Here is a 25,373-nt window from a genome sequence, read left to right as displayed (position 1 = left end):
TAGAAACTATTTTTTAGATAATAACGTTATCATCACACTATAATTCTGAAGAACTGACTATTACAAACGAAAATAAATTCAACATTGGACACACCAACAACGTTCCCTCAAAATTCAGTGCCTATGACCATTCTTTACCCAAAAGTCCGGCATTACTATACATTATAATATGTGAGAAGCCGGCAGATACAACAAAGCCTTCTTCTTTTTTGTTTTACTAAAAAATAAGGAGATTATTTATGACAATAAAAAAAGTAGAAAGTATCATAGCACCTCCGGCACCGCACATGGTCGGAGACGGATTCAGAGTACATAACTTCATACCTCATCTGGAAGAATTAAGTAGAGAACGTATGAATCCTTTTATCCTACTCGACTATAATGCAAAAATGGAATTTTCACCACGAAAAGAGCCAAGAGGAGTCGGAGTTCATCCACATCGTGGGTTTGAAACCGTCACGATCGTATATAAAGGTAAGGTTGCCCACCATGACAGCAGAGGAAACAGCGGTGTGATCGGTCCGGGCGATATCCAGTGGATGACAGCAGCATCCGGTGTTCTTCACAAAGAATACCATGAAGAACAATTCAGCCAGAAAGGAGGAGAATTCCATGTCGTACAACTATGGATCAATCTCCCGGCTAAAGATAAAAAGGCTGATCCCAAATACCAGTCTATCGTCAACAGCCAGATACCGAAAGTTGAATTACCCGACAATGCCGGGCTGGTCGAAGTCATTGCCGGAAGCTATCAGGAAACAAATGGAATAGCATCCACTTTTACTCCCATGCATTTACTTAATGTAAAACTGAATAAGGGTGGAAATGCCGATTTTTCGTTTCCGGCAAATTACAATACAGCAATACTGGTTATTGAAGGCTCTGTCAAAATCAATAATAACGAACTGGTTCCAACCGACTATTTTGCCTTATTTGAAAATAAAGGAGAAAGTTTCAACCTCCAGGCTGTAAACAAAGCGACCATCCTAGTCCTGAGCGGAGAACCTATCAAAGAAGCTATTGCCGCTTACGGTCCGTTTGTCATGAATAATGTGGCAGAATTGAAACAAGCCTATATCGACCTGGCAGCCGGTAAGTTCGGTAAACTGGAAGATTAAGCCATTATAACCCAACATAAAAGCATTGTCAGTTTTGAAACCATAAATATCATATTTATAAGTTTCAGGAACAGACAATGCTTTACTTTTGCCCCCCTGTTACAGTTATAACCTAAAGAAAAACTATATGAGCATGAACAGAATCATATTAAATGAAACTTCTTACTTTGGCCCGGGGGCAAGAGCTATTATTCCCGAAGAAGTTAAAAGAAGGAATCTGAAGAAAGCATTTATCGTTACAGACAATGATCTTGTAAAATTTGGGGTTGTAAAATTAATTACCGACGTATTGGAGCAGGCAGCTATTCCCTACTCCATTTTCCCGGAAGTTAAACAAAACCCGACAGTAACTAATGTAAAGAGCGGAGTTAAAGCTTATGCCGCTTCCGGTGCCGATTTCATCATTGCCATAGGCGGAGGTTCTCCCACAGATACAGCAAAGGCAATAGGTATTATCACCAATAATCCGGAATTCGCTGACGTCGTTTCCTTGGAAGGTGTAGCCAACACAAAAAACAAATCCGTACCCGTTATTGCATTGCCAACAACAGCCGGAACAGCAGCAGAAGTCACTATCAACTATGTCATTACAGACGAAGAGAATGTCAAAAAGATGGTCTGTGTAGATCCTAACGATATTCCTGTTCTGGCTATTGTCGATGCAGAACTAATGAGTTCCATGCCTAAATCATTAACCGCAGCAACCGGAATGGATGCCCTTACCCATGCGATCGAGGGATATATTACAAAAGGAGCCTGGGAAATGTCGGACATGTTTGAATTAAAAGCCATTGAAATGATAGCCCGTTACCTGCCAGCCGCCGTAGAAAACGGTCATGATCTGGAAGCACGGAACGGTATGGCCGTTGCCCAGTATATAGCAGGTATGGGATTCAGCAATGTCGGATTAGGCGCCGTACATGGAATGGCTCATCCGCTGGGAGCATTCTATAATATACCTCACGGGGTTGCCAACGCACTTTTGTTGCCTTACGTTATGGAATATAATATGCCGTCTTCCATAGAGAAATACAAAAAAATAGCTGAGGCAATGGGATGCAACGTACAAGGGATGAATGACGACGAGGCAGCTGTTGCAGCCGTAAAAGCAGTCAAAAAATTATCCCTCAAAATCGGTATTCCTCAAAAACTAAGCGAAATAGGCGTCAAAGAAGAAGACCTGGAGCAATTGGCACAATCTGCTTATGCAGACGTTTGTACACCTGGTAACCCCAGAGATATCACCGTTGAAGACCTTTTAACCCTATATCGGAAAGCGTATATCTAACAGAATAGAAAAAATAATAAATTACTGTTTCAATTTAGTTTAGTATGAACAAACGCCCGGCAGCATTGTTTGAACAAGACAAACGAGCATTATACTAAACTAAATTTTACAGTTATGGCAAAAGAAAGTGTTAAGATTCTACAGCAGAAACTAGACGTAGAAAGTTTATTATCACAGCTTAACGCTGCATTATCAGAAGAATGGTTAGCATACTATCAATATTGGGTAGGCGCTTTGGTTGCAGAAGGTGCTATGCGTGCAAACGTACAGGCTGAATTTGAAAAACACGCCATCTCAGAATTTGGTCACGCAAAACTGTTGGCTGACCGTATCATCGAACTGGAAGGCGTTCCTGTTCTCGATCCGAAACAATGGTTTGAACTGGCAAGATGTAAATATGACGTACCAAATGATTTTGACGTTGTCAGCCTGCTGAACCAAAACATCGCTTCTGAACGTTGCGCTATCGTCAGATATCAGCAAATCGCCGAATTCACAGACGGTAAGGACTTTACTACCTGCGAAATCGCCAAACATATCCTGGGTATGGAAGAAGATCATGAACAGGATTTGCAAGACTACTTGACAGATATTGCCAGAATGAAAAGTTCTTTCTTAAAGTAATACCTGGTCCGGTATAAATTACTGAAAAATAAACCCGCTCCTTTCAATAGAAAGCTGTGGGTTTATTTTTTATTGTGCCATCTGCTTCAATGCAGGCATATTACATACTTTTACCACTTTCCTGTCTATAGAGATGATTCCCTCCTGCTCCATCTCTGCCAGCGCCCGTGCCAATGACGGCCGGGTAACACCGAACGAATCGGCTATCTCCTGCTGTGTTTCTGTTAAATGAATCACAGTCGACAATGCATCCGGTAACTTACGCAACAAATAATCCGCAATCTTATTCTTTATGTTCTTCAGGGACAGGAACATGATCTTATCGCTCAGGAAATGGCTTCTTCCGGATATCAACATCAGGAAGTTCTGAAGAAGTTGCCTGTTCTGTTGCATCCAAACGGTAAAATCATCCCGATGAATAAATAAGATCTCCGACGATTCCATAGCAATAATGTTTACCGGCAGATTATTTTTCGGAGCATATAAAAATGCAGGGGCTAATAATTGAGCGGCTTCCAACTCTTCAATAACAACGAGTTTACCTGCATCATTCACCATTTGCCCTTGTAAAAGTCCGTTCAAAACGATCATCAGATGATTACAGGGCGTTCCCTGTAAAGCAACGACATCTTTTGTCCGGTAAGTAACAACCCGGTAAGCCGCCGTTTCCAACAAAGCGGAAATCTCAGATTCCGGAATATCCCGGAATAGGATGGATTTAGAAAGAATAGCTATCATATTCAATTATATATACAGGCAAATATAACAAAAGATATGGAGGAAAGCTTCTTTTTCTGCAAGGGAAAGTTGTTGCCGACAGTGTCGGCAAAATAATCGACAGCGTCGGCAAAGCTTTCGACAGTGTCGACAATATTGTTGACACTGTCGGCAACAACTTTCATCGGCAACTAAACAAAGTTATATAAGGTCCCATACTGCTTTCATTCCTATCCTGCTAAAAGTTTTACCGTGTCTATCTAAAAAATATCCACGTTTGTAACATTTGGTACAATATAAGAAACCTTACCACCTTACTTTTGTTTCCAGAATAATATAAACCAATAAATTATAGAATAGTATGGATGCAAAAATGTTTTGTTTTCAGTGTCAGGAAGCCGCAAAAGGTACAGGTTGTACAATCAAAGGTGTCTGTGGAAAAGATGATGAAACAGCCAACCGGATGGACCTGCTTTTATTTGTTACTAAAGGTGTTTCCGTTGTAGCTACTCTATTACGGAACGCCGGAGTTGAAATTCCCTCACATATCGACCACTTCGTTGTCGATGCCCTTTTCTCTACAATCACGAATGCGAACTTTGACATAGAAAGTATTACTAAACGAATTGTCGAAGGTATCACTTTAAGAGACCGGTTAAAGGAAGAAGCCCGCAAACAGGCAATCGAACTTCCGGTCATCGACGAACTGGTATGGATAGGCGATGAAAGCAGTTTTGAAGGGAAAGCACTGACCGTCGGTGTTTTACGCGAAGCTAACCCGGACATCCGTTCGTTGAAAGAACTAACCATCTACGGATTGAAAGGCATGGCAGCTTATGTGGAACATGCCGGAAACCTGGGATTCGAGGATAAAGACCTGCACCGATTTATCCAATATGCCCTGGCGGAAACTTTAAGAAAAGACCTTTCCGCAGAGCAATTAACAGCATTGGTTCTGGAAACCGGAAGTTATGGTGTGAAGGCCATGGCTTTATTAGACAAGGCAAACACCAGCAGTTACGGTAACCCGGAAATCACACAGGTGAACATCGGTGTCCGCAATAATCCGGCAATCCTTATCAGCGGTCATGATCTGAAGGATATGGAAGAACTGCTTGCACAGACAGAAGGAACCGGAGTCGATGTTTATACACATAGTGAAATGTTACCGGCCAATTATTATCCGGCTTTCAAGAAGTACAAACATTTTGTCGGCAACTACGGAAATGCCTGGTGGCAGCAACGGGAAGAGTTCGAGAGCTTTAACGGACCGATCCTGTTCACAACAAACTGTATCGTACCGCCGCTGGAAGGAGCTTCCTACAAAGACCGTGTCTATACAACCAACTCGACCGGTTTCCCGGGATGGAAACATATACCTTCCAGAGAAGATGGTAAAACAAAAGACTTTTCAGAGATCATAGCACATGCCAAACGTTGTGCAGCACCGAAAGAGATCGAACATGGACAGATCACCGGAGGTTTTGCCCATAACCAGGTAATGGCTTTGGCTGATAAAGTGATCGATGCCGTTAAAAGCGGTGCAATCCGTAAGTTCGTGGTGATGGCCGGATGCGACGGACGTATGAAGAGCCGTAACTATTATACGGAATTCGCCAGCGAATTACCCTCCGACTGCGTGATCCTGACTGCCGGTTGTGCCAAATACCGTTACAACAAATTGCCATTGGGAGATATAGGCGGTATTCCCCGCGTATTGGATGCCGGACAATGTAACGACAGTTATTCACTTGCCGTTATAGCCATGAAGCTGCAGGAGGCTTTCGGACTGGAAGATATCAACCAACTGCCGATCGTCTATAATATCGCCTGGTACGAACAAAAGGCGGTGATCGTCCTGCTCGCCCTGCTGAGTCTTGGAGTCAAAAATATTCACCTGGGTCCGACGCTTCCGGCTTTCCTTTCTCCCAACGTGGCAAAGGTACTGGTTGAGAACTTCGGTATCGGGACGATCAGCACTGTAGACGAGGATATTGAAAAACTGATTCTTGCCTGATATTTTAACGAAACTTTGTATATTCGCAACCAAATCCGGATAAGAATGGTTATATCATAAAAAGGCGAATATATATGGGGAAGTTTTTACAAGAATTTAAGCAGTTCGCCATGCGCGGCAACGTCGTTGACATGGCTGTCGGTATCATCATCGGTGGTGCTTTCGGAAAGATCGTATCTTCTGTCGTTGGAGATATTATTATGCCAGCAGTAGGGTTACTGGTGGGTGGTGTGAACTTTACGGATTTGAAAATCGTATTGAAGCACGCGGTAATGGAAGGTGACAAAGTAATCACTCCTGCCGTATCCATCAACTACGGGAACTTTTTACAAGTGACATTGGACTTTATCATCATTGCGTTTGCAATCTTTCTGATGATAAAAGGGATGAATGCCCTCAACAAGAAGAAGGCAGAGGAAACTCCCGCCGCCCCTCCCGCTCCACCGGCTGATGTTCAGTTGCTGACTGAAATACGTGACTTACTGAAAGAAAAGAAATAAGCAAAAGCCTTACGAATAAGGTTTCCACAAAGATAGGGAAGCGTGTCAAAACAGAGGTCTGCCTCTTTTGACACGCTTTTATTTTCTATGCACCGACAGGTTCCGGTACATCCGGTTTCGGGAACAGGCGAGAGCTTAATGCTTGCAGCGCCCGAGCTTTATCGGCAGACTTCATAACCAGCGAGACGTTACTGCTACTTCCTCCGTAAGAGATCATCCGCACAGGGATATCTTTTAACGCATCTATGATACGGGCTTCAAAGCCGACATTCTGCCATTCAAGATCTCCGACAACACATACGATCACCATATCCCTTTCCACATAGATCGTTGCATACTTTTCCAGGTTTGTAACTATTTCCTGTAAATGTTCAGGATTATCTATGGTCACAGAGACACCGATATCCGATGTCGTCACCATGTCGACAGCCGTTTTATAAAGAGCGAACGTTTCAAAAACCACATTCAGGAACTTATGAGGTGGTAAAATATTCAACGACTTCATCTTAATGAACACGATATTATCTTTCGCCGCTACCGCCTTGATCCTTCCCTTCTCTGCCGTATTGGAGATCAGTGTTCCGGGAACCTCCGGCTGCAAAGAGCTTAGCAGGCGGACAGGGATATTGTTATCCTTTGCCGGGCGGATACAGAAAGGATGGAGTATTTTCGCGCCGAAATATGCGAGCTTCGCTGCCTCTTCAAAATTCAATTGGCGGACAGGTGCCGTGTGATCCACTACGCGGGGATCGTTGTTATGCATACCGTCAATATCCGTCCATATCTGTATTTCTTCAGCATGGATGGCAGCTCCGATCAGGGAAGCGGAATAGTCACTTCCGCCACGTTGCAGATTGTCCGTCTCTCCGTATGCATTCCGGCAAATGAAACCCTGTGTGATGAAGATTCCGGTACCGGGGAAGCGGGAAAGCTGGTTATTGAGATGCTCTGAGATATATGCCATATCCGGTTCTCCATCAGCATTGATCCGCATAAAATCGAGAGCCGGAAGCAAAGCGGATTTTATTCCCTGCTCCTGCAAGTATAAGTGCATCATTCCGGTCGAGATCAATTCACCCTGTGCCAGGACCACTTTCTCATCAAATATGGTAAAAGGTGTATCGGCGAACGCCCAGATTACGTTGAAGCGCTCCATGACCAGTTCCAGAGCCTTTTCCTTATAGGCGACAGAAGAATATAAATCCTCGATATGTCCGGCATAGGTCTGCTCCAGACGGGTGATGATCTTATTTGCTTCATCAGCCTCCTTACGGTAGAAACAGCGGGTGATGTCGACCAGCGAATTGGTCGTTCCGGACATAGCTGATAAGACGACAATTTTAGGTTCTCCATTACGGATTATAGATACGACGTTCTTCATCCGTTGGGCTGAGCCAACAGATGTACCGCCAAATTTCAATACTTTCATGATTGTTTACTGTGTTATCTAAATTACTATCAGACTTCAAATTTTATAATGAACGTACTCCCTTTACCGACTTCGCTTTCCACACGGATCGTACCGCCATGCGCTTCGACAAAGTCTTTGCTGATCGCCAGTCCGAGGCCGCTACCCTGCACTTTGGTTCCGGGGACACGGAAGTAACGGTCGAAGATGCTTTGATGGTAACGGGAATCGATGCCTTTACCGAAATCGCGGACGAATATCTCCAGGGATTTGCCCTCCTGACGGGCTCCAATGATGATACGACCGTTTTCCGGCGTGTAATGGATGGCGTTCGATAACAGGTTGGTCAATACCCAGGCAATCTTTTCGCTATCGACAAACAGCTTGGAGATCTTCTCCGGATACTCGACTTCAATGTGGCAGCCGAACCGCTCCGCTTGCACACGGTTTGCCTTAATCGCGTAGTCGATCAGTTCGATCGGCTTGGTGATCTTCGGGTTCAACTGTAGTTTACCGGTTTCCACCTGCGTCATTTTAAGCAGTTCGCCGGTTATTTCCAGAAGGCGGTCGCTGCTTTCCTTGATACTTTCAGCCAACGCCTTTTGCTCGTCGTTCATATTGCCGACACGGTTATCTTCCAGGAGCTTGAGGCTCATCATAATGGCAGAGATAGGTGTTTTCAGCTCATGGGAGATGGTCGAGATGAAGGTTGTCTTTGCTGAATCGAGCTCCTTGAACTCTGTGATATTCTTCAGAAGAATTACGTCGCCGACATACTGGCTGCCGTTTTTCTGGTCGTCCGTTACATGAATAGGGATATACTGGACTTTGAAATAACTTTCTTTATTATCGGCATAGATCTTGAGCGGTTCTTCCTTTTCGTTCGGCTGAACCAATTCACGGACGAGGCGGCGCAACAGATCGTTCTTTAAAGCGAGTTCGGCGGCGGATTTGCCAATCACATTTTCACGTTTCAGATTGAGGATAGTTAACGCCACGTCGTTGGCAAAAAGAATGATACGGTTACCATCCAGGCCGATGATCGGTTCGGTAATGCTGTTTACGATGGCTTCGATGTATTTCTTACCCTGAATAATATCGGAAAGCGTACTTTTACGGTATTCGGTCAGACGCTCCGCCATCCGGTTGAACGATTGGGCAACTTCGGTAAATTCCTCGTATTTTCCCAGGTCGAGACGCTTCTCATAATTATGGTTGGCAATTTCCATGATACCGTCTGTCAGCTTACGAATCGGAGTATTGATGGATCGCGGGAGACGTATCAGGAAAGCAAAGGCAATCAGAATACAGGTGATACCGATGATGCAGATCCATAGCAACGCTTCATGCGCAGTATGTTCCGCTACCTGGCTTTTTCGGTAGATAGAAGCCATGTTCAGGCTCATCACCTCGTTCAAAGCGATGCGGACACGTTGGATGGAAGCATCGTTCATGTCTTTCTTCATCGATTCATATTGTGTGACCAGATGAGTGGTCGCTGCATTCTCGTCCACCTCTGTTATATTCTCCTTTTGCAGGCCCAGGTTCTTTTCAAATTCGTTCCGTGCCACCGGGTCGGTCTTGATGCGTTCGAGCGCATCCAACATACGGCGGGAATACAGCAATGTGTTGTAATTATCCGCAAGGATATTCTGCGTATCTGCCGACATACGGTAGATATTCTTTACCGACAGACCGCCCAACAGGACGATCATTGCAAACAGCAGACCTATTCCGTAGGTGAGCTTCGTTTTAATCTTTAAACTAATAGACTGTAACATGTTATGCCAATATTATCAGGTCAATATTCATTTGTGACAAGCTATTCAGCAATTTCCGGTACTGGAAACAAGCGCGAAGGACGGAAGTGAGCGTAAAAACAGGCTTTCCGATACAGACGGTCGTGATCTGCTTTTCGTGGCATACCTCGATAATGCTGTCGGGGATACTTTTCGACTGGACCTGCATCACCTCGCCTCCCAACTCTGCCGCCAGTTTGAAATGGTTGGACAGATAACGCTGGTTTGCCAGCGGAATGCGCTCGATACTTTCGCGCGGCGTTTGCACGTAAAGAACAAAGAACTTCGTGTTGTAGCGGGTAGCCAGCCGCGCCGCCTTGCGGATCACTTTCCTCGGCGTCTTTTCATTACTGCTGATGCAGGCCAGGAACTTCTCGTGGCGGACACCGGTATTGACCGGGACAGCGCTCTCCACCTTCTTCTCGACACGGAGGGCAACCTCCTTCAAGGCCAGTTCGCGTAGCTGGAGAATGTTTTCGGATTTAAAGAAGTTATTCAGTGCCGTCGGAATCTTTTCCGGCTTGTATATCTTGCCCGCTTTCAAGCGTTTCACCAGTTCATCGGCTGTCAGGTCGATATTCACGACCTCATCCGCCTGCTCCAGGACACTGTCGGGGATGCGTTCTTTGATCTCGATGCCGGTGATATCCTGCACATCTTCGTTCAGACCTTCCAGATGCTGGATATTTACTGCCGTAATCACGCTGATACCTGCTTCTAAAATATCCGTCACATCCTGCCAACGCTTTTCGTTCTTGCTTCCATCGATATTGGTATGTGCCAGTTCGTCCACGATCACGACCTCCGGATGGATATTCAGGATTGCCTGCAAATCCATCTCCTCCACTTCCTTCCCCTTGTAAAACGACCGGCGGCGCGGTATCAAAGGTAAACCTTCTACCAACGCCTCCGTTTCAGTCCTGCCGTGGGTTTCCACATAGCCGACCTGCACGTCTATTCCGCTGCGAAGCAATTCGTGCGCCTCCTGCAGCATGCGGTATGTCTTGCCTACACCGGCGATCATACCGATGTAGATCTTGAAATTGCCGCGACGGGACTTTTTCAGCAAATCTAAAAAGTGTTGTACGCTTTGTTCTCTGTCCATGAGTTGCCTGTTTCAGATTACCACGGTCTTAACGATATTCCAAACACTAAATGAGCGTCTTCCATACGAGGATTCCAAATAGCCTGCGCAAATATAGGCAAAGAGAATGAATCGCTGAACTTTATTGCCGTACTTCCTTTGAGCGCGACGTTGGTAACAGCAAATCCGTCGTTGGTCTTCGTACCGGTATATACGCCGTAAGAAGTATAAGGAAGAAAACCGCAGGTCAGATTCAAATCTACCATTTTTACTGAGAAAGGATAGTTCAATTCGACATAAGATGAATAATTTTGATTGTCGTCGGCATCCTTATCCTGTCCGGCGAACATAGTGTACCAGGCGATCGAGAGGGGAAGTTTCTCAACCGGGAGTGTATAGGCTACGCCCGCTTCAAAATGATGTGCCGTTTCATGGCTTTTGAAGTTGAAGTACTTGTTCGCACCTTGACCTGCCCACCAGAGGTCGGCGATGGAGAGGGTCAGACCGGAGTTTCCAAAGGTATAGGCGGCAGTGAGGTCGATCTCTTTGTTGGCGGCACCTTCCGAGGATTTGTAACCGTCGAAATCGGTCGATCCCCATGCTGTCAGGGAGAAGCCTCCGGCACTGAATGCCAGTGTCGGTTGGAAACTTGCTCCCGTTTGGTAGAAGCCTCTCCAGATATAGGAACTCACGAGGTCACCCTGGACAGTGAAGTTTACGGGGCTTTCGTTTTCCTCCGCTTTCAAGGCAGTAAAGGAAGATAAAGAGAAGATCAGAGAGGCTAATGTGATATTTTTAACGATAGATTTCATATTCTTATATATTCAAGTTGTTATTGTCATCTGTTTTATTCCGGTTATTTATTCATTGCCGCTTTCTCCAAAGCGACATTCAGTTTCAGGACATTGACCTTTTCGGGACCGAACAAACCTAACAGGGATCCTTCCGTATTAGCACTCACCAGGGCCATCACTTTTTCAGGAGAGAGGCCGCGTGCTGCCGCCACCCGTTGTACCTGCACGTATGCGGCTTTCGGAGAGATATCGGGATCGAGTCCGGAACCGCTGGCGGTGACCATCTCGGCAGGGACTTCCCCACGTTTCAGATAAGGATGGTGCACCAGGAAAGTGTCGATGCGGGATTCTACTTCGGCAAGGTATTCTTCGTTGGAAGGGCCTTTGTTACTGCCGCCGGAAGAGGAAGCATCATAGCCGTCGCCCGCACAGGAGGGACGCCCCCAGAAATAAATGTCCTGCGTGAAGGTCTGGCCGACGTTTGCGGCACCTACGATCTTTCCGTTCAATTCGACAACATCTGCATTTCCTTTGTTTGGACCAGCGACCTGTGCAAAAATCCACAGGATGAAGATGTAGCACACACTGAATAAAATACAGAATGCTACGGTCAGTTTAAATGATTTAAAAAGAGTCGATATCATATTATTCGTTATTTTAAAATTATTACTGCATTACATAAAAAGACTGACTACCATATCGATCAGCTTGATGCCTACGAAGGGAGCGACTATACCTCCCACCCCATATATCAACAGGTTGCGACGAAGCAAAGCAGAAGCACCGATCGGCTTGTAAGCGACCCCGCGCAAAGCCAGCGGTATCAGGATAGGGATGATGATCGCGTTGAAAATAACCGCGCTCAGGATGGCACTCTCCGGACTATGCAGATGCATAATGTTCAGTGCAGCCAACTGCGGGATCGCTACCATGAACAAAGCCGGTACGATCGCAAAATACTTGGCGACATCGTTTGCGATACTGAATGTAGTCAACGTACCGCGTGTCATCAGCAACTGCTTACCGATTTCCACGATCTCGATCAGCTTTGTTGGGTCATTATCAAGATCCACCATGTTGCCAGCCTCCTTCGCTGCCTGCGTACCACTGTTCATCGCAACGCCGACATTCGCCTGTGCCAGTGCGGGAGCGTCATTCGTACCGTCACCCATCATGGCGACCAGTTTTCCGGCTTCCTGCTCCTTCTTGATGTAGTTCATCTTATCTTCCGGCTTTGCTTCGGCGATATAATCGTCCACACCTGCCTTTTCCGCAATATATTTAGCTGTCAAAGGGTTATCACCCGTTACCATAACCGTTTTTACCCCCATCTTGCGCAGGCGTTCAAAACGTTCCTGGATACCCGGCTTGATGATATCCTGCAATTCGATCACACCGATAATGAAATCATCCTGCGAAACGACCAGCGGCGTACCTCCGTTACCCGATATCTTCTCCACCAGCTCGGCTACTTCCTGCGGATACTTGTTTCCTGCCGCCTCACTCATCTTACGGATAGCATCGAAAGCACCTTTACGGATACGCGTACCATCTTTCAGGTCGACACCCGAACATTTTGTCTCCGCCGTAAATTTGATCATGCGTGAACCCGAAGTACTCAGGTCGCGGATGCGGACACCCTTTTCGCGTCCCAACTCTACAATCGATTTACCTTCCGGAGTTTCGTCGGACAAGGACGCCAGCAGGCAAGCCTGCACAAATGAATGTTCGTCGATCCATGTCACCGGATAAAACTGCGTAGCCTTCCGGTTACCTATCGTGATCGTTCCCGTTTTGTCGAGCAGCAGGGTATCGATATCGCCTGCCGTCTCCACAGCCTTACCCGACTTGGTGATTACATTTGCACGCAACGCCCGGTCCATACCAGCGATACCAATCGCTGAAAGCAGTCCCCCGATCGTAGTCGGTATCAGACAAACGAACAAAGAGATGAAGGCTGCGATCGTGATCTGCGTATTCGAATAATCCGCCATCGGTTTCAAGGTACCGCAAACTACCACAAACACCAGTGTAAAACCTGCCAATAAGATCGTCAACGCAATCTCATTCGGTGTTTTCTTGCGGGACGCACCCTCGACAAGGGCAATCATCTTATCCAAGAAGCTCTCTCCCGGCTGCGTCGTCACTCTCACCCGTATCTGGTCGGACAAAACTTTCGTACCGCCCGTCACCGAACTTTTATCGCCGCCCGCTTCCCGGATCACCGGAGCGGACTCACCTGTAATGGCACTCTCGTCGATAGATGCCAGCCCTTCGATGATCTCGCCGTCGGACGGGATCGTATCGCCTGCCTCACAGATAAAGATATCGCCTTTCTTCAGTTGCGAACTGCTTACTGTCGTAATGCTTTCATTCGCACCAACCAGCTTAGCTGGTGTTTCCTCACGGGTTTTCCGTAAACTGTCTGCCTGCGCTTTGCCACGGGCTTCGGCGATGGCTTCGGCGAAGTTGGCAAAGAGCAAGGTGACAAACAGCACAATGAATACCAATATGTTATATCCGAACGAACCTTGTGTATGATCGCCTGTCACAGCGGCCCAAAGGGTAACAAGAAGCATTACGAACGTCACGATCTCTACGATGAACATGATCGGATTCCGGAACATCGTACGCGGGTCAAGCTTCACGAACGATTGTTTAAAACTTTCTATAACAAGCTCCTTAGGAAATAAGGAAGCAGCTTTTTTATCTTTCATATTATTTATTCTTTTCGTATATCGATATGAATATTACACCTATCAATTGTTATCTGTAAATCGAGAAATACTCCGCAATCGGTCCCAGCGTCAGTGCAGGGAAGAAAGACAAAGCGGCTACGATAAAGATCACACTGAATGTCATCACGGCAAATGTCGCCGTATCCGTCTTTAATGTCCCTGCACTTTCCGGTATATATTTCTTCTGAGCCAGCAGTCCTGCAATGGCAACCTGCCCCACGATCGGAAGATAACGGCTGATGATCAGAGCCAGACCGGTCGTAAAGTTCCAGAAGTAAGTATTATCGCCCAGTCCTTCAAAACCGGAACCGTTATTCGCTGAAGACGACGTATATTCGTAAAGCATCTCACTGAAACCGTGGAACCCCGGATTGTTCAGCCAACCACCTTCCGCCTCCACAAAAGCCGGGTTATATACCCAATAGTAGCAAGCCACCGCCGTACCGATTAATATCACGAACGGATGTGCCAGCGCCACGATCGTTGCTATCTTCATTTCACGCGCCTCTACTTTTTTACCCAGGAATTCCGGCGTACGCCCTACCATTAAACCGCTGATAAAGACGGCAATGATCAGGAATGCGTAATAATTCATGAATCCTACGCCCACGCCGCCGAACCAGGTATTGATCTGCATGTTCAGCATCTCCATCATTCCCGACAGAGGCATCGTGCTGTCGTGCATACCGTTCACCGACCCGTTGGAGGTCACCGTCGTCGTACAACTCCACAGTGCAGTGGCTGCCGCTCCGAGCCGCGTCTCTTTTCCTTCCATCGCTCCCGCGCGCTGGTCGATTCCCATCGCCGAGATCATCGGGTTTCCCTTCGTCTCATAGTGCGTATTGATCGCAACGCTCGCCAGATAGGCAAACAACATCACTCCGAAGATCGAATAAGCCAGTTTCTTCCGTTTCAGGTAGAATCCCAATGCAAAGACCATCGCCATCGGCAAGACAAGGATTGCCCAGCATTCGACCATATTGGTCAGATATGTCGGATTTTCCAGCGGATGCGATGAATTGACTCCGAAGTAACCGCCTCCGTTCGTCCCCAACTGTTTGATCGGGATGATAGCGGCAGCCGGACCCTGCGAAACCATTTGTTCGGTACCTTCCAGTGTCGTCAACTTCATCTTTCCGTCAAATCCCATCGGCGTACCTTCCACGATCAGGATACAGCCAACGATCAGGGCAAGTGGTAATAGGATACGGGTACAGCTTTTCATCAACAGATTCCAGAAGTTACCGATCGTCTGTGTCGTTTTCGATGCCATCGCCTTGAAGACACCCGCCAGCGCAGCCATACCGGTTGCCGCCGTAATAAACTGGAACAGCATAATCACGAACAACTGTGTAAAATAGGTCAATCCGCTCTCACCGCTGTAATGCTGCAAGTTACAGTTCACCATGAAGCTGATGCAGGTGTTGAACGACAGATGCGACGACTGTCCTGCGTTGCCATCGGGGTTCAGCGGTAGATACTGCTGGAAATACAAGAGCAGGACTCCCCAGAAAAACCAGAAGAGATTGATTGTCAGAAGTGCTTTCAGGAAACTTTTCCAACTCATCTCCACATTCGGGTCGATGCCGCACAGCCTGAAAATAAAACGTTCCACCGGAGCCATGAAGTCCAGCCAGGTCTTCTCTCCTTTATATACTTTTGCGATGTACATTCCCAGCGGATACGCCAGGACGATCATCAATACTATTTGCGTGATGCTACCTACTAATTCCGTATTCATCTTTTCATCCTCATTATTTGTTTAAAACTTTTCGGGCTTCACCAATACATACATCAGATACCCGAAGATCACGAGACAGAGTATAAACAATGCGATAAACATATCTTCTCTCCTTTCTTTAAATCTTTTCGAACCAATCTACACACTTGAAAAAGAACCAATAGCAGAGACTCCCTACTCCGCATACAAAAATCAATGATACAATCTCATTTTCTAACATACCTTTGTTATTTAATCGTTAATACTAATCGTTTCGCCCTACTATATGCCAAAGGCGTGCCAGAAAAGGAAGACACACACATGAGGATTTGATACATAAACACTTATCCTAAAAACAAAGATTAGGAGACGAGAATACAACCCTACCATTTTGAAAGGGTCAGCCTACCAAAACGGAAAAACATATTAAAACGGAAAGATGAAAACAGCGTCGGGGAAGTAAAAAAACTCTTTACAAAAAAATGGTGTACCAGATAAGTTTGCTTAAGGATGATGAGTAGAAAATAATATGTTAAGTGCGTATAGCATATTTTCTGACTCGCAAACCATCTGATACACCTAGTCTAGTATTAATGTTCCGTGTCATCACGACAGGGAATTTCCATAAAACCTCACGGTTTCGTCCTACTTATAACTAATTTACCCGCAAAGCAGGCAAAAAAGCTCTAAACCCTAAAACTAATATATATCCCTATCTCCGACTGAACTTTAGTGCTATCATTCATATATTCAATTATCTATACAATCGGATAATACGGTTTATCTTCGTTTTATTTTTATTCTATCTCAGGCCGGTCGAATAATCCTGTCGATTACAAGCAAATTAATACAATTACTAAAAAAGCCGTATTTTCCTTCAAAGTCCTCAAAAATCGTCTTTGAGTGACTCTTTGTATTAAATTGCCAAAGCCGAACAATTTTCAGAAAAACTTTTCAGCAGGATTTCTCTTTCGACAAACCGGATCTTTATTCAATACTAATTCAAACCAACTGATATGATATAAAAAACAGAAATTCTTTATATTTATTGATTATCAAATGATAAATGAATAACCGGAGGATGATCGTATTGCTGTTGTTCCATACTATTCTAATATTAGTTATGACCCGATAAGGGAGTTTGTTTGTTTATTGTATTTAATAGTTAATGATTAAATGACTAGAAAAAACGAACGTTTTATCTAGTCATTTTTTAAGACCTCTTCACATATTGTATTTTTGTTGCCTAGCTTTTTTGAAGTTGTGGAAATTCAATGCTTCTGTATTTTTTTTCTTTGAAATTGTTTTTTTAATTAAGATAAAATCATACATTTGCAAATGAATGAAAAAAACGTTCGTTTATTTTAGTCATTCATATTTAACACTTTTATTGACTATTTTTCAAGTTCTACAAACACTATAAGCAACACACATTTAACAGTATTATTCTCCACGAAAAGCATTTATTTAATAAATATTATTTTACAATAAGTATCTCCATTGTCAAAATCCTATCAAGCATGTTTTAATTTATCTCCGACCGGACGAACAATGAGTATAGAACCCAGATCGATAATATCGTCAATCAGTTGCAGCAAAAGTGAATGAATATTTTCGATGATACAAAAGAGACTGTAATATCTCTGAATTTATTCAAAATATAAACCTATCCAATTTAGAAACTCATTCCGTTCATATGAAATCGCTATCTTTGCAGGCAATCAATTAAACTTAGTATCGAATGGACAAGCAAACGACTTTTCCTAAAAAGCGAATGGTAGATTTTGAATCGTGGGAACGTAAAGATAACTTTAACTTCTTCAGAAATTTCCTGAATCCGTGTATAACTATTACGTCAGAGGTTGAATGCTCGGGGGCAAAAGAGAAAGCGAAACAGAATGGGGAGTCCTTTTTCCTGCATTATTTATACGCGATCCTGCGGGCGGCAAATGAGATAGAAGAGTTGCGGTTCAGAGTGGATAATGAGGGGCAGATCCTATGTTTTGAGACTGTCGATGTGTTGTGTCCTATCCGGATGCAAGCAAATGGGAAGTTCTATACGGTGAGGATTCCGTGGAAAGAGGACTTTGTGGCCTTCTATCGGGAAGCGCGTCATATAATCGATTCTATTCCGGAAGACGGAAACCCGTACGGAACCGAAAATGACTCCACCGAAGACCAGCGGTATAGTGTTATCCTGGTGAGCGCAACGCCAGACCTGTATTTTACATCGATGACGCACACGCAGGAGCGACCGAGCGGAAGCAGTTACCCGTTGCTGAACGTCGGAAAGGCCGTCGTGAGGGAAGGAAAACTGGTGATGCCTGTTGCGATCAATGTGCATCATGGTTTTGTAGATGGTGCGCATCTGGCAACATTCTATCAGAAAGTAGAAGCCTATTTACGATAAGCGAATGTCCTTCATATTCCCTTTTCTTATAGTGACGAAAATACCTCCCTTTGCTCTTGGGAAGGGGCAAAGGAGTGTGTCAGAGCCAATCACAACCCATATTCTTCAATCTTCCTGTAAAGCGTTGTCAAGCCGATCCCCAGTAGGCGCGAAGTCTCTGTTTTATTTCCTTTCGTATATTTAAGTACCTTCTGAATATGCATTTTCTCAACGCCGCTTAGGTCGAATCCGGCATAAGCATCTGTTTCTACTGCATCTGTACGCTGTATATTTAACGGCAATGAATCCGGGGTCAGCGTATCGCCATCGGCTATGATCAGGCTGCGTTCTACCACATTGCGAAGCTCACGCACATTCCCTTTCCAGGGATTTTTTTTCAATAAATCAATATAATCCGGAGAGATCGCCTTGATATCTTTTCCCATCTTGGCAGACAAGGTAGAGACAAAAGCCTTTACATGCAGCGGAATATCCTCCACCCTCTCCCGTAATGCCGGCAAATGGATCTGGAAGACAGACAGGCGGTAGAATAAATCCTCCCGGAAATGTCCCTCGGCAATCTCTTTCGACAGGTCACGGTTTGTAGCCGCTATGACGCGGACATTCACCTTGACGGGGCGGGTATCGCCGATCTTGATGAACTCGCCGGTTTCAAGGATACGGAGCAGCTTGGCTTGCAGGTCGAAGGCCATTTCTCCGATCTCATCGAGGAAGATCGTACCGTTGTCGGCTTCTTCAAAAAGACCTTTCGTCTCTTTCAATGCGCCTGTAAAGGCTCCGGCTTTGTGTCCGAACATCTCGCTCTCCAACAGATCGCGGCTGAAAGAAGAACAATTGATCGCAACAAAGGCTTTTCCGCTCCGGGTACTGTGTTGGTGGATGGATTGGGCGAAGACTTCCTTGCCCGTCCCGGTTTCGCCGGTCAGGAGGACAGGCACATCGGTCTGGGCAACCTTACGGGCCAGGGCAATCGCTTCCTGAATGGCAGGCGATTTGCCTACGATGGTATCGAATGAGTATTGTCTGCCGACCAGCGAAGTGGATAGCTTGCTCTGCTTATAGGCGGCAGAGGCTTTTTCCATCGCCTTTGCGATCAAGGGGAGTATTTTATTGTTATCATCGCCTTTGGTAATGTAGTCGAAAGCACCATTCTTGATCGCTTGTACACCGTCAGGGATATTACCGTGCGCCGTCAGTAAAATAACTTCGGAGAAGGGGCGCAGTTTCTTTAGTTCGCTGACAAGTTCCACGCCGCTGCCGTCAGGCAGGCAGACATCGCACAGGATAACTTCGGGTGTATGCTGCTCCAGTTGCTTCAGGCCAGCTTTGCAGGTGGCAGCCTGGAGAACATCATATCCTTCCAGTCCGATGATCCGTGATAATAAACCTAAAATTTGTTTTTCGTCGTCAATAATCAGTACTTTTCCCATGTTGTCCGGTTTCTGATAACCGTCGCAAATGTACAATGATTATTTTTTTCCACAAGGGGATGCAAAAGAATATATTCAAAGCTATAACAGGTTTATCAGGGCTTGCTTGTTCAGGATCTTCACCTTTCCTCTGCCCAGGCTGATGAAGCTGCTGTCTACGAGCTTGCCGATTTCCTTGGAAAGGGCGGGGCGCGTGACTCCGAAGTATTCGGCGAGCTGCACCTGATTATGTTCCATCTCTACGATATCTTCACCTTCCTTCAGATGGTCGAGCAAATAATAGATGTAACGGCTACGGATGCCACGAAAAGACAAAACACGCAGGCGGGTCATCGTGCATTTGTTGCAACTCGTACTGACGCAAAGGAAATTATGGAGTAAAAGGGGAGTCGTATGCATGACCTTAAAGAATGATTCTTTGGGTATCTTCATCAGAACGACATCTTCTTCGACGGAGAAAGTGGCAGGGAACTGATTCTTTTCAGCAAACACATGCGGAGTGGCAAACGTGCGGGGCGCCTTGATGACCTCTACCCGTACTTCGCCTCCTGAGACGTCGACTACATCTACGTTCAGCTTACCTTCCAGCAATACATGTATGGCATGACAGGGGGAACCCTGGTGGATAATGGTTTTTCCTTTCGAATGCTCTTCAATAGTATATTCTATATTCTCCAGAAACTCGTCCTGCATCTTCTGCGTAAAATTCCGGAACAGTGGTATTTTAAAGATATCGGTTATATTCATTCGGCATTGATTTAGTATCGGAAATGTTCCATACAAAGATAAGAACATTTCCGATACTACAAACTACCACTTGGCAGTAAATATTCTTGGATTAATATTGATTGACAACCATCCCCAATCCTGCCAGCTATCTTTGCTGCCACCTTTGACAGCTTCCATCGTCGATGTTCCGAACATGGTAGAGTAGCCTGCGGAGAGCTTCACGTCTTTCATGATCTGCCAGTCGACCTGAAGATCGAGTTCGGAACCCAGGCCGCGATCGAGATCCTTGCCGTTTACAGTGAGATCGCTGGTGATCGAGAAGTAATGATAAGTCAGGGCGAGGTTTACCTTTGAAGAAGCGTTGTAAGCGACCTTTATCTGGTTGTCCCACAAGCCCGGATTTAAGTTGTCCTTGAACGGTGTGGCATAGTAATAATCCATAGCACCGTAGAACTTATGATGCGTTCCGTATAACGGATCGAAAGCCTTGTATTTGGCATCAGGACCGTCCGCTGTGCCTGCACCGCTCAGGTAATCGCTACCGATCCCCATGCTCCACTGCGAATTGAATTTATAGGCGGCATTCAACGCCCATAGAAAAGCGGAAACGTCACGCTTGTTCTTATTCTTTCCTGACTGGTAATAGAAAGTACCGCCGAAAGTCCAGTCGCCCGGCTGATAGTACAGATTCGCACCCATCGTCTGCATGAACTTCGTGTCGGACTTTTGTTCTTTCTGCTCACCGGCTTCCAGTCCGAGATTCATAAATAAGAACGAAGCTTTAAACTCTTTGCTGGCGACGTGCTGGTACCATAGTGTCTGCGTGTTTTTGTAGGGCTGCGCACCGTCGGCGTAGAAGGTGCCATCGATTTTAGTTTCGTCGTTCTGGTTGAAGGCGAGGATCAGGTGGAGTTTATTCTTTTTGTTTTCGTAACCGAGTTTGAGAGCGTCGTGGTAACGACCGGCAATGTTCCAGTCAAGCCCGCCAAGGACGCGTTCGTCATCGTAGATCAGGGACTGGCGTCCGAGTTTGGCAAACAGGCCGTAACCGAAGTCCAGTTGTGCCCATGCCTCGTTCAGGATGAAGCGACCGTTCTTATCTATCTGCGGGTCCTGTCCCCAGACACCGACATGCTGTGCGGAAAGGCCCAGCGAGAGATTCTGTCGCTCGTAATTCATAGAAAGACGGGCACGGTTGTTGATAAAGCCTGCCGGTCCCTGCCCTTCACTACGAGGATTTAATACACCGTTGCGGTATTCCGCCCTGGGGCGTATCTGCGCACTCATAGAGAAGGTATTCTCCTTATCTTTGGATGTTTCATTTTCATCTGCTTTCATCCACACCGAGCCTAGTAACAGAAGCCCGGAAAAAACAATCACCCGTTTTTTCATATCGTTTCTATTTAAAGTTAATATTTCTATTTGCTTTTTATTCCATGTTATATACGTGCACGCTGTTTTCCTGTGCTGAAGGCAGGTAATTCACGCCGAACCAGCAAACCTGTAGCAGGACAAAAGCGAACACCAATAATCCGAGAGCAACCTTATATAGTTTGTACCTGTGAAGCCTGAAATGAATGTACAGCAGGTTGCCCAGCCAGGTCGCAGCCGCCCAGGTCTCTTTCGGGTCCCAACTCCAATAATGCCCCCAGGCCTCTTTCGCCCAAAGTGCACCGAACAGCATGCCGATCGTCAGAAAGGCAGTCCCTACATAGACCAGGTTGTCGCAAAGGCTCATCACCTTCCGGTCTATCGGCCTCTTCCACGAGCGGATCAACAGATAGACAGCCACGATCGCCGCCGCTCCCAGCATCGCGTAAGCAAACATATATACTATCACATGCGGTGCAAACCACGGACTCTGCAAGGCAGGCATCAGCGTTTTATTATGTATCTCCGGCTTGAACAGATTAATGCAGATAAAGACAAAAGACAGCACCGTACTGAACGACAATATCCATTTATACCGCCAGCGGATATAAGTAATGATCCCCGCAACCGGCAGGAAGAACGAGTACCACAAGCGCGTCTCGCCCATCGTCCGGAGCGGCGGACGTTCCAACGACATCCACATGCCCACAATGAAAGCCATGAATATCGCCAGTCCGGCAACCGTCCACCCGATGACCTGCCCCGGCTTATTCGTCCGGTAGGCCATCGCCGCACCTATCGTCCAGCAGATAACGGACGGCAAAGCGAAATATATAAAATGACTCCAATCCATATTATTCTGTTTTTGTGTCGTTAGCGGCCGCTTCCTCCTCCTTATTTCCCGGAGCCTGAATGAACAGGCATACAGAGCCGAGCAACAGCATCAGGATGCCGGCGTATACCACCGGAAGCCACGGATCGCGAACCAATTCAAAGACGCTGACAGTGCTCCACTTCCCCTTCGTCTCGTCATAGCTCAGCTGATAAATTTTCCATCCGGCTATGCTGAAAGGCTTGTTGACTTCGATAAGCGCATCGGCCTGCTTCTTGTCCTGCGTATAGACGGAAACTTCAGAAGCAAAGCGTTTCGGCTCCCGACCCGGCATCACCAGGCTGATCTCGTCGTTCAGTTGCAAGGAGACGTACGGGAACATGAAACTGCCGCAACTCACCCAACCGCTCTTCTCCACACCATCTTTCTTATTGCGTACCCTGACAAAGACAGCGGAAGTGGCACCTTCGGAATGAAACTCGACAAAGTTTACCGTATCTTTCCCATGAACACAGGCAGCCATCGGAAGCGAGCGGATCACTTCCACCTCCCAATCCAATAAAGAACCTGATAAAGGCGTCTCTTCCACCAACATGTTTTCAGGATTATTTTCCGGTAACGCATTTCCGGTCGTGTTATCGATAGCCAGCAGTTTCGGAGGATATTCATCAATCGTAAAAGATTTCAATTCAATCGCCAAAGGCAGTTCTTTCATTTCCCCAGTCTCATCTGTCGCCCGCCATTCGGGTTGCTCTAAAGGAACCGTCATACGCATGCGCTGCAAATCGCCGTTTCCCAGGATAGCCGCCAGCAGAGTGATGAACAATCCTGCATGATTCAGGATAAAAGGGATATCTTTTTTTCTGAAATGAGCTACTTTACGAATAGTCACTAATCCTAATACCGAAAGAAAGTAAAGGAACAACAACATAAAAGGCCACGAGAGCGTCATCTGCATGAAACCCAACCCAGGCAGTAGTCCTCCGTGAGTAACCGTTACGGAGGGAGCCACCTGTCGGGTCAGTCCCATGATGATAACCAAAACCATCCATGCAGTTAAAGACGTAATACTCGCCGTGAGGCTGTAAAACCACTGCAAAGCAGCAGCTTTACGGCTCGCGATATATACCATTATCAAGAAAAACAGGAACAAACCTCCCGTTATAGCATTCAGGGGATACCGGAAAAGCGTCGGATCAACCTTTCCGGCCGTCAGTTGCAGAACCGCTCCGGTAATGAACAGGCCGATACAGATTGCCCATCCTTCCTTATATCCCCAGGGTTGTCTCCACATATCTTTAAATCTTATCAGCCAGACGTTTGTTTGCCTTCGCCTCTTTGATCCATTCCGGAACGATCGTGTTCATGAACTTTTCCTTAGCCTGACGTTCGGCAGCCATATCCAGGCCGATATATTGTTGTGCTTTGTCTTTTGTAGAGATATCCGGCATCGGCACATCGTCCGTGTAACCTAATTTCGACAACACCTTCGATACCGCCAGGCGAGCCTGCATAGTCTTATCCAGGCCATTGCCCAAAATACGCTGTATCTCCTGGGGAGCATGAAAAGCACCGCCGTGGGAAGCAACACCGAAGTCCCAGCGCCATTGTGCCTGACGAAGCAGTTTCAATACCGGAGCCATCTGATCTTCCGTAGCGCCCTTATCCCAGGCAAATTTAGCTTCTATATGAGCCTTTGCCAGTTCCGTTTCGAGGCGGTTACGCATTTCGTTTGCCTTGTTCTGGCGTTCATAAACGTTGTTGCGGAGCGTCTCTTCGCTTTCGCGGTGGCAAACCTGGCAGGTACGGTCGATCATAGCCAGCGGACTCATAATATGATGGTCGCTATATTTCACACCGCCTTCGCTCTTGTAAGGCATGTGGCAGTCGGCACACGAAACACCACGCTGTGCGTGGATACCCATCATGGAGAGTTCATAGTCCGGATGCTGCGCTTTCAGTATCGGTGTGCGGCTTAATTTATGCGTATAATCTGCAAAACCTTCCTCATCGTAGTAAGCCTCCATATCCTCAACCGTAAAACCTTTATCCCAGGGGAAAGTCAGATATTTGCCGTCCCCCTTGAAATAGTATTCCACATGGCACTGTGCGCAGACCAGCGAACGCATCTCCTGTTGGGTCGCTTTATTGATATCGCGTCCCTGGCGCTGGAAGGCTTCTATCAAAGCCGGGCGGCTGATATGAAGATTCATATTCTCCGGCTCATGGCAATCGGCACAACCGATGGGGTTCACGATCTCCGTGCCCATAGAAGCCCATTTTCCTTTATAGAAATTATCGACACCGATAGCCTGCATCATACGCGGAACGTCCGGACTCTTGCAAGTCCAGCAAGTTGCCGGTTGCGGACCTTCGTCCGGTGTCATCGGGGAACCGACACGCAAAGTATGGCGCATATCCTCGATCGCATGCATATGACCGCGCGGAGTTGAATAATCTTTCGAGAAAGCATATCCCGCCCATAGGATCACCATTTCAGGACGCGCTTCGAGTACATCGACCATCTGGTTGCCGTTGAACTGACTCCGGAAGCTGGTATCGGCAGTCTGCGTCCATGTTTCATATTCGCGCGGATAGTTCGGGGCAAATTTTTCGTTCACCGCTTCAATCCCTTTGATTTCGACCTTCTTGTTATTCATAACGCTGGCAATTTCAGCCCGTCTCTCGTTGATAGAAGCGGCCAGTACACCCAGTACAAAAACGACGGCCATTGTTCCGATAAACAACAACCAGCCCTGCCATGATTTAAGTTTCTTTTCCATATTCGTTGATT

At 46.2% G+C, this 25,373-nt stretch carries 21 protein-coding genes; 6 read left to right on the top strand and 15 right to left on the bottom strand.

All coding sequences use genetic code 11. The features are described from left to right. Positions 1-239 precede the first annotated feature (239 nt). The 3 genes from IEY67_RS21080 (at position 240) to IEY67_RS21070 (ending at position 3,030) form a co-directional block, all read left to right on the top strand. Positions 240-1,118 (top strand): pirin family protein, encoded by an 879-nt coding sequence (locus IEY67_RS21080; RefSeq protein WP_122357307.1) that lies wholly within the window; start codon positions 240-242, stop codon positions 1,116-1,118. A gap of 127 nt (positions 1,119-1,245) precedes the next feature. After that, the gene (fucO, locus tag IEY67_RS21075) at positions 1,246-2,406 is read left to right on the top strand and encodes a lactaldehyde reductase (protein ID WP_183672293.1); all 1,161 of its coding nucleotides are present in this window, start codon (positions 1,246-1,248) and stop codon (positions 2,404-2,406) included. Between the two features lie 114 nt (positions 2,407-2,520). Further along, complete coding sequence (locus IEY67_RS21070; RefSeq protein ID WP_122376327.1) at positions 2,521-3,030, top strand: ferritin-like domain-containing protein; 510 nt, start codon at positions 2,521-2,523, stop codon at positions 3,028-3,030. Positions 3,031-3,099: 69 nt separating this feature from the next. Here IEY67_RS21070 and IEY67_RS21065 read toward each other — a convergent pair whose 3' ends face one another. Then, positions 3,100-3,768: a Crp/Fnr family transcriptional regulator gene (locus tag IEY67_RS21065; RefSeq protein ID WP_122357304.1), complete on the bottom strand. Its 669-nt coding sequence runs from the start codon at positions 3,766-3,768 to the stop codon at positions 3,100-3,102. Positions 3,769-4,108: 340 nt separating this feature from the next. Between IEY67_RS21065 and hcp the strand changes: the two genes are divergently transcribed. Continuing rightward, a complete protein-coding gene (gene hcp / locus IEY67_RS21060) occupies positions 4,109-5,764 on the top strand; it encodes a hydroxylamine reductase (RefSeq protein WP_183672292.1) in 1,656 nt (551 codons plus the stop codon). A gap of 74 nt (positions 5,765-5,838) precedes the next feature. Then, positions 5,839-6,264 (top strand): large-conductance mechanosensitive channel protein MscL, encoded by a 426-nt coding sequence (gene mscL, locus IEY67_RS21055; RefSeq protein WP_122357302.1) that lies wholly within the window; start codon positions 5,839-5,841, stop codon positions 6,262-6,264. A gap of 85 nt (positions 6,265-6,349) precedes the next feature. Here mscL and IEY67_RS21050 read toward each other — a convergent pair whose 3' ends face one another. The 8 genes from IEY67_RS21050 to IEY67_RS25465 are packed head-to-tail and all read right to left on the bottom strand — an operon-like array spanning position 6,350 to position 15,930. Next, positions 6,350-7,693: an aspartate kinase gene (locus IEY67_RS21050; RefSeq protein WP_183672291.1), complete on the bottom strand. Its 1,344-nt coding sequence runs from the start codon at positions 7,691-7,693 to the stop codon at positions 6,350-6,352. 29 nt (positions 7,694-7,722) lie between these two features. Continuing rightward, the gene (locus tag IEY67_RS21045; protein ID WP_183672299.1) at positions 7,723-9,441 is read right to left on the bottom strand and encodes an ATP-binding protein; all 1,719 of its coding nucleotides are present in this window, start codon (positions 9,439-9,441) and stop codon (positions 7,723-7,725) included. A gap of 13 nt (positions 9,442-9,454) precedes the next feature. Further along, positions 9,455-10,576 (bottom strand): sensor protein KdpD, encoded by a 1,122-nt coding sequence (locus tag IEY67_RS21040; protein WP_183672290.1) that lies wholly within the window; start codon positions 10,574-10,576, stop codon positions 9,455-9,457. Between the two features lie 17 nt (positions 10,577-10,593). Continuing rightward, on the bottom strand, positions 10,594-11,367 hold the full coding sequence (locus tag IEY67_RS21035) for a TorF family putative porin (RefSeq protein WP_183672289.1): 774 nt from the start codon (positions 11,365-11,367) through the stop codon (positions 10,594-10,596). A 44-nt stretch (positions 11,368-11,411) separates the two neighbouring features. Beyond that, positions 11,412-11,993: a K(+)-transporting ATPase subunit C gene (locus IEY67_RS21030; RefSeq protein ID WP_183672288.1), complete on the bottom strand. Its 582-nt coding sequence runs from the start codon at positions 11,991-11,993 to the stop codon at positions 11,412-11,414. A 30-nt stretch (positions 11,994-12,023) separates the two neighbouring features. Then, on the bottom strand, positions 12,024-14,066 hold the full coding sequence (kdpB, locus tag IEY67_RS21025) for a potassium-transporting ATPase subunit KdpB (protein WP_122376332.1): 2,043 nt from the start codon (positions 14,064-14,066) through the stop codon (positions 12,024-12,026). 49 nt (positions 14,067-14,115) lie between these two features. Further along, entirely contained in the window at positions 14,116-15,828 is a 1,713-nt protein-coding gene (gene kdpA, locus IEY67_RS21020; RefSeq protein ID WP_122363288.1) for a potassium-transporting ATPase subunit KdpA, read from the bottom strand. A gap of 21 nt (positions 15,829-15,849) precedes the next feature. Continuing rightward, complete coding sequence (locus tag IEY67_RS25465) at positions 15,850-15,930, bottom strand: potassium-transporting ATPase subunit F (protein WP_122357294.1); 81 nt, start codon at positions 15,928-15,930, stop codon at positions 15,850-15,852. 1,618 nt (positions 15,931-17,548) lie between these two features. On the opposite strand from IEY67_RS25465, the gene IEY67_RS21010 reads away from it, so the two are divergent. After that, positions 17,549-18,217, top strand: coding sequence for a CatA-like O-acetyltransferase (locus IEY67_RS21010; RefSeq protein WP_183672287.1), 669 nt, complete (start codon positions 17,549-17,551; stop codon positions 18,215-18,217). Positions 18,218-18,306: 89 nt separating this feature from the next. On the opposite strand, the gene IEY67_RS21005 is transcribed toward IEY67_RS21010, so the two are convergent. From IEY67_RS21005 to nrfA, 6 genes are all read right to left on the bottom strand, one after another. Next, positions 18,307-19,647, bottom strand: a complete 1,341-nt coding sequence (locus tag IEY67_RS21005; RefSeq protein ID WP_183672286.1) for a sigma-54-dependent transcriptional regulator — start codon at positions 19,645-19,647, stop codon at positions 18,307-18,309. A gap of 81 nt (positions 19,648-19,728) precedes the next feature. Beyond that, positions 19,729-20,394 carry a Crp/Fnr family transcriptional regulator gene (locus tag IEY67_RS21000; RefSeq protein ID WP_183672285.1) on the bottom strand — a complete coding sequence of 222 codons (666 nt, stop codon included), beginning with the start codon at positions 20,392-20,394 and terminating at the stop codon, positions 19,729-19,731. A 63-nt stretch (positions 20,395-20,457) separates the two neighbouring features. Beyond that, positions 20,458-21,768, bottom strand: a complete 1,311-nt coding sequence (locus tag IEY67_RS20995) for an alginate export family protein (RefSeq protein WP_183672284.1) — start codon at positions 21,766-21,768, stop codon at positions 20,458-20,460. Between the two features lie 37 nt (positions 21,769-21,805). Then, positions 21,806-22,600 (bottom strand): cytochrome c biogenesis protein CcsA, encoded by a 795-nt coding sequence (gene ccsA, locus IEY67_RS20990; RefSeq protein ID WP_183672283.1) that lies wholly within the window; start codon positions 22,598-22,600, stop codon positions 21,806-21,808. 1 nt (position 22,601) lies between these two features. Beyond that, positions 22,602-23,873 carry a cytochrome c biogenesis ResB family protein gene (locus IEY67_RS20985; RefSeq protein ID WP_183672282.1) on the bottom strand — a complete coding sequence of 424 codons (1,272 nt, stop codon included), beginning with the start codon at positions 23,871-23,873 and terminating at the stop codon, positions 22,602-22,604. Between the two features lie 4 nt (positions 23,874-23,877). Beyond that, complete coding sequence (nrfA, locus tag IEY67_RS20980) at positions 23,878-25,362, bottom strand: ammonia-forming cytochrome c nitrite reductase (RefSeq protein ID WP_183672281.1); 1,485 nt, start codon at positions 25,360-25,362, stop codon at positions 23,878-23,880. Positions 25,363-25,373 lie beyond the last annotated feature (11 nt).

Origin of the sequence: Parabacteroides faecis (genome assembly GCF_014647375.1) — a bacterium.
GTDB lineage: Bacteria > Bacteroidota > Bacteroidia > Bacteroidales > Tannerellaceae > Parabacteroides > Parabacteroides faecis.
This window is presented reverse-complemented; position numbering and strand designations above follow the sequence as displayed.

Excerpts from the sequence above, each read along its gene's own strand:
- ccsA (WP_183672283.1), bottom strand. The coding sequence starts at position 22,600 with ATGGATTGGAGTCATTTTATATATTTCGCTTTGCCGTCCGTTATCTGC.
- IEY67_RS21035 (WP_183672289.1), bottom strand. The coding sequence starts at position 11,367 with ATGAAATCTATCGTTAAAAATATCACATTAGCCTCTCTGATCTTCTCT.
- IEY67_RS21005 (WP_183672286.1), bottom strand. The coding sequence starts at position 19,647 with ATGGGAAAAGTACTGATTATTGACGACGAAAAACAAATTTTAGGTTTA.
- fucO (WP_183672293.1), top strand. The coding sequence starts at position 1,246 with ATGAGCATGAACAGAATCATATTAAATGAAACTTCTTACTTTGGCCCG.
- IEY67_RS21010 (WP_183672287.1), top strand. The coding sequence starts at position 17,549 with ATGGACAAGCAAACGACTTTTCCTAAAAAGCGAATGGTAGATTTTGAA.
- IEY67_RS21000 (WP_183672285.1), bottom strand. The coding sequence starts at position 20,394 with ATGAATATAACCGATATCTTTAAAATACCACTGTTCCGGAATTTTACG.
- IEY67_RS20985 (WP_183672282.1), bottom strand. The coding sequence starts at position 23,873 with ATGTGGAGACAACCCTGGGGATATAAGGAAGGATGGGCAATCTGTATC.
- IEY67_RS21030 (WP_183672288.1), bottom strand. The coding sequence starts at position 11,993 with ATGATATCGACTCTTTTTAAATCATTTAAACTGACCGTAGCATTCTGT.
- IEY67_RS21040 (WP_183672290.1), bottom strand. The coding sequence starts at position 10,576 with ATGGACAGAGAACAAAGCGTACAACACTTTTTAGATTTGCTGAAAAAG.
- IEY67_RS25465 (WP_122357294.1), bottom strand. The coding sequence starts at position 15,930 with ATGTTTATCGCATTGTTTATACTCTGTCTCGTGATCTTCGGGTATCTG.
- nrfA (WP_183672281.1), bottom strand. The coding sequence starts at position 25,362 with ATGGAAAAGAAACTTAAATCATGGCAGGGCTGGTTGTTGTTTATCGGA.
- IEY67_RS21050 (WP_183672291.1), bottom strand. The coding sequence starts at position 7,693 with ATGAAAGTATTGAAATTTGGCGGTACATCTGTTGGCTCAGCCCAACGG.
- IEY67_RS21080 (WP_122357307.1), top strand. The coding sequence starts at position 240 with ATGACAATAAAAAAAGTAGAAAGTATCATAGCACCTCCGGCACCGCAC.
- IEY67_RS21065 (WP_122357304.1), bottom strand. The coding sequence starts at position 3,768 with ATGATAGCTATTCTTTCTAAATCCATCCTATTCCGGGATATTCCGGAA.
- kdpB (WP_122376332.1), bottom strand. The coding sequence starts at position 14,066 with ATGAAAGATAAAAAAGCTGCTTCCTTATTTCCTAAGGAGCTTGTTATA.
- hcp (WP_183672292.1), top strand. The coding sequence starts at position 4,109 with ATGGATGCAAAAATGTTTTGTTTTCAGTGTCAGGAAGCCGCAAAAGGT.
- kdpA (WP_122363288.1), bottom strand. The coding sequence starts at position 15,828 with ATGAATACGGAATTAGTAGGTAGCATCACGCAAATAGTATTGATGATC.
- mscL (WP_122357302.1), top strand. The coding sequence starts at position 5,839 with ATGGGGAAGTTTTTACAAGAATTTAAGCAGTTCGCCATGCGCGGCAAC.
- IEY67_RS20995 (WP_183672284.1), bottom strand. The coding sequence starts at position 21,768 with ATGAAAAAACGGGTGATTGTTTTTTCCGGGCTTCTGTTACTAGGCTCG.
- IEY67_RS21070 (WP_122376327.1), top strand. The coding sequence starts at position 2,521 with ATGGCAAAAGAAAGTGTTAAGATTCTACAGCAGAAACTAGACGTAGAA.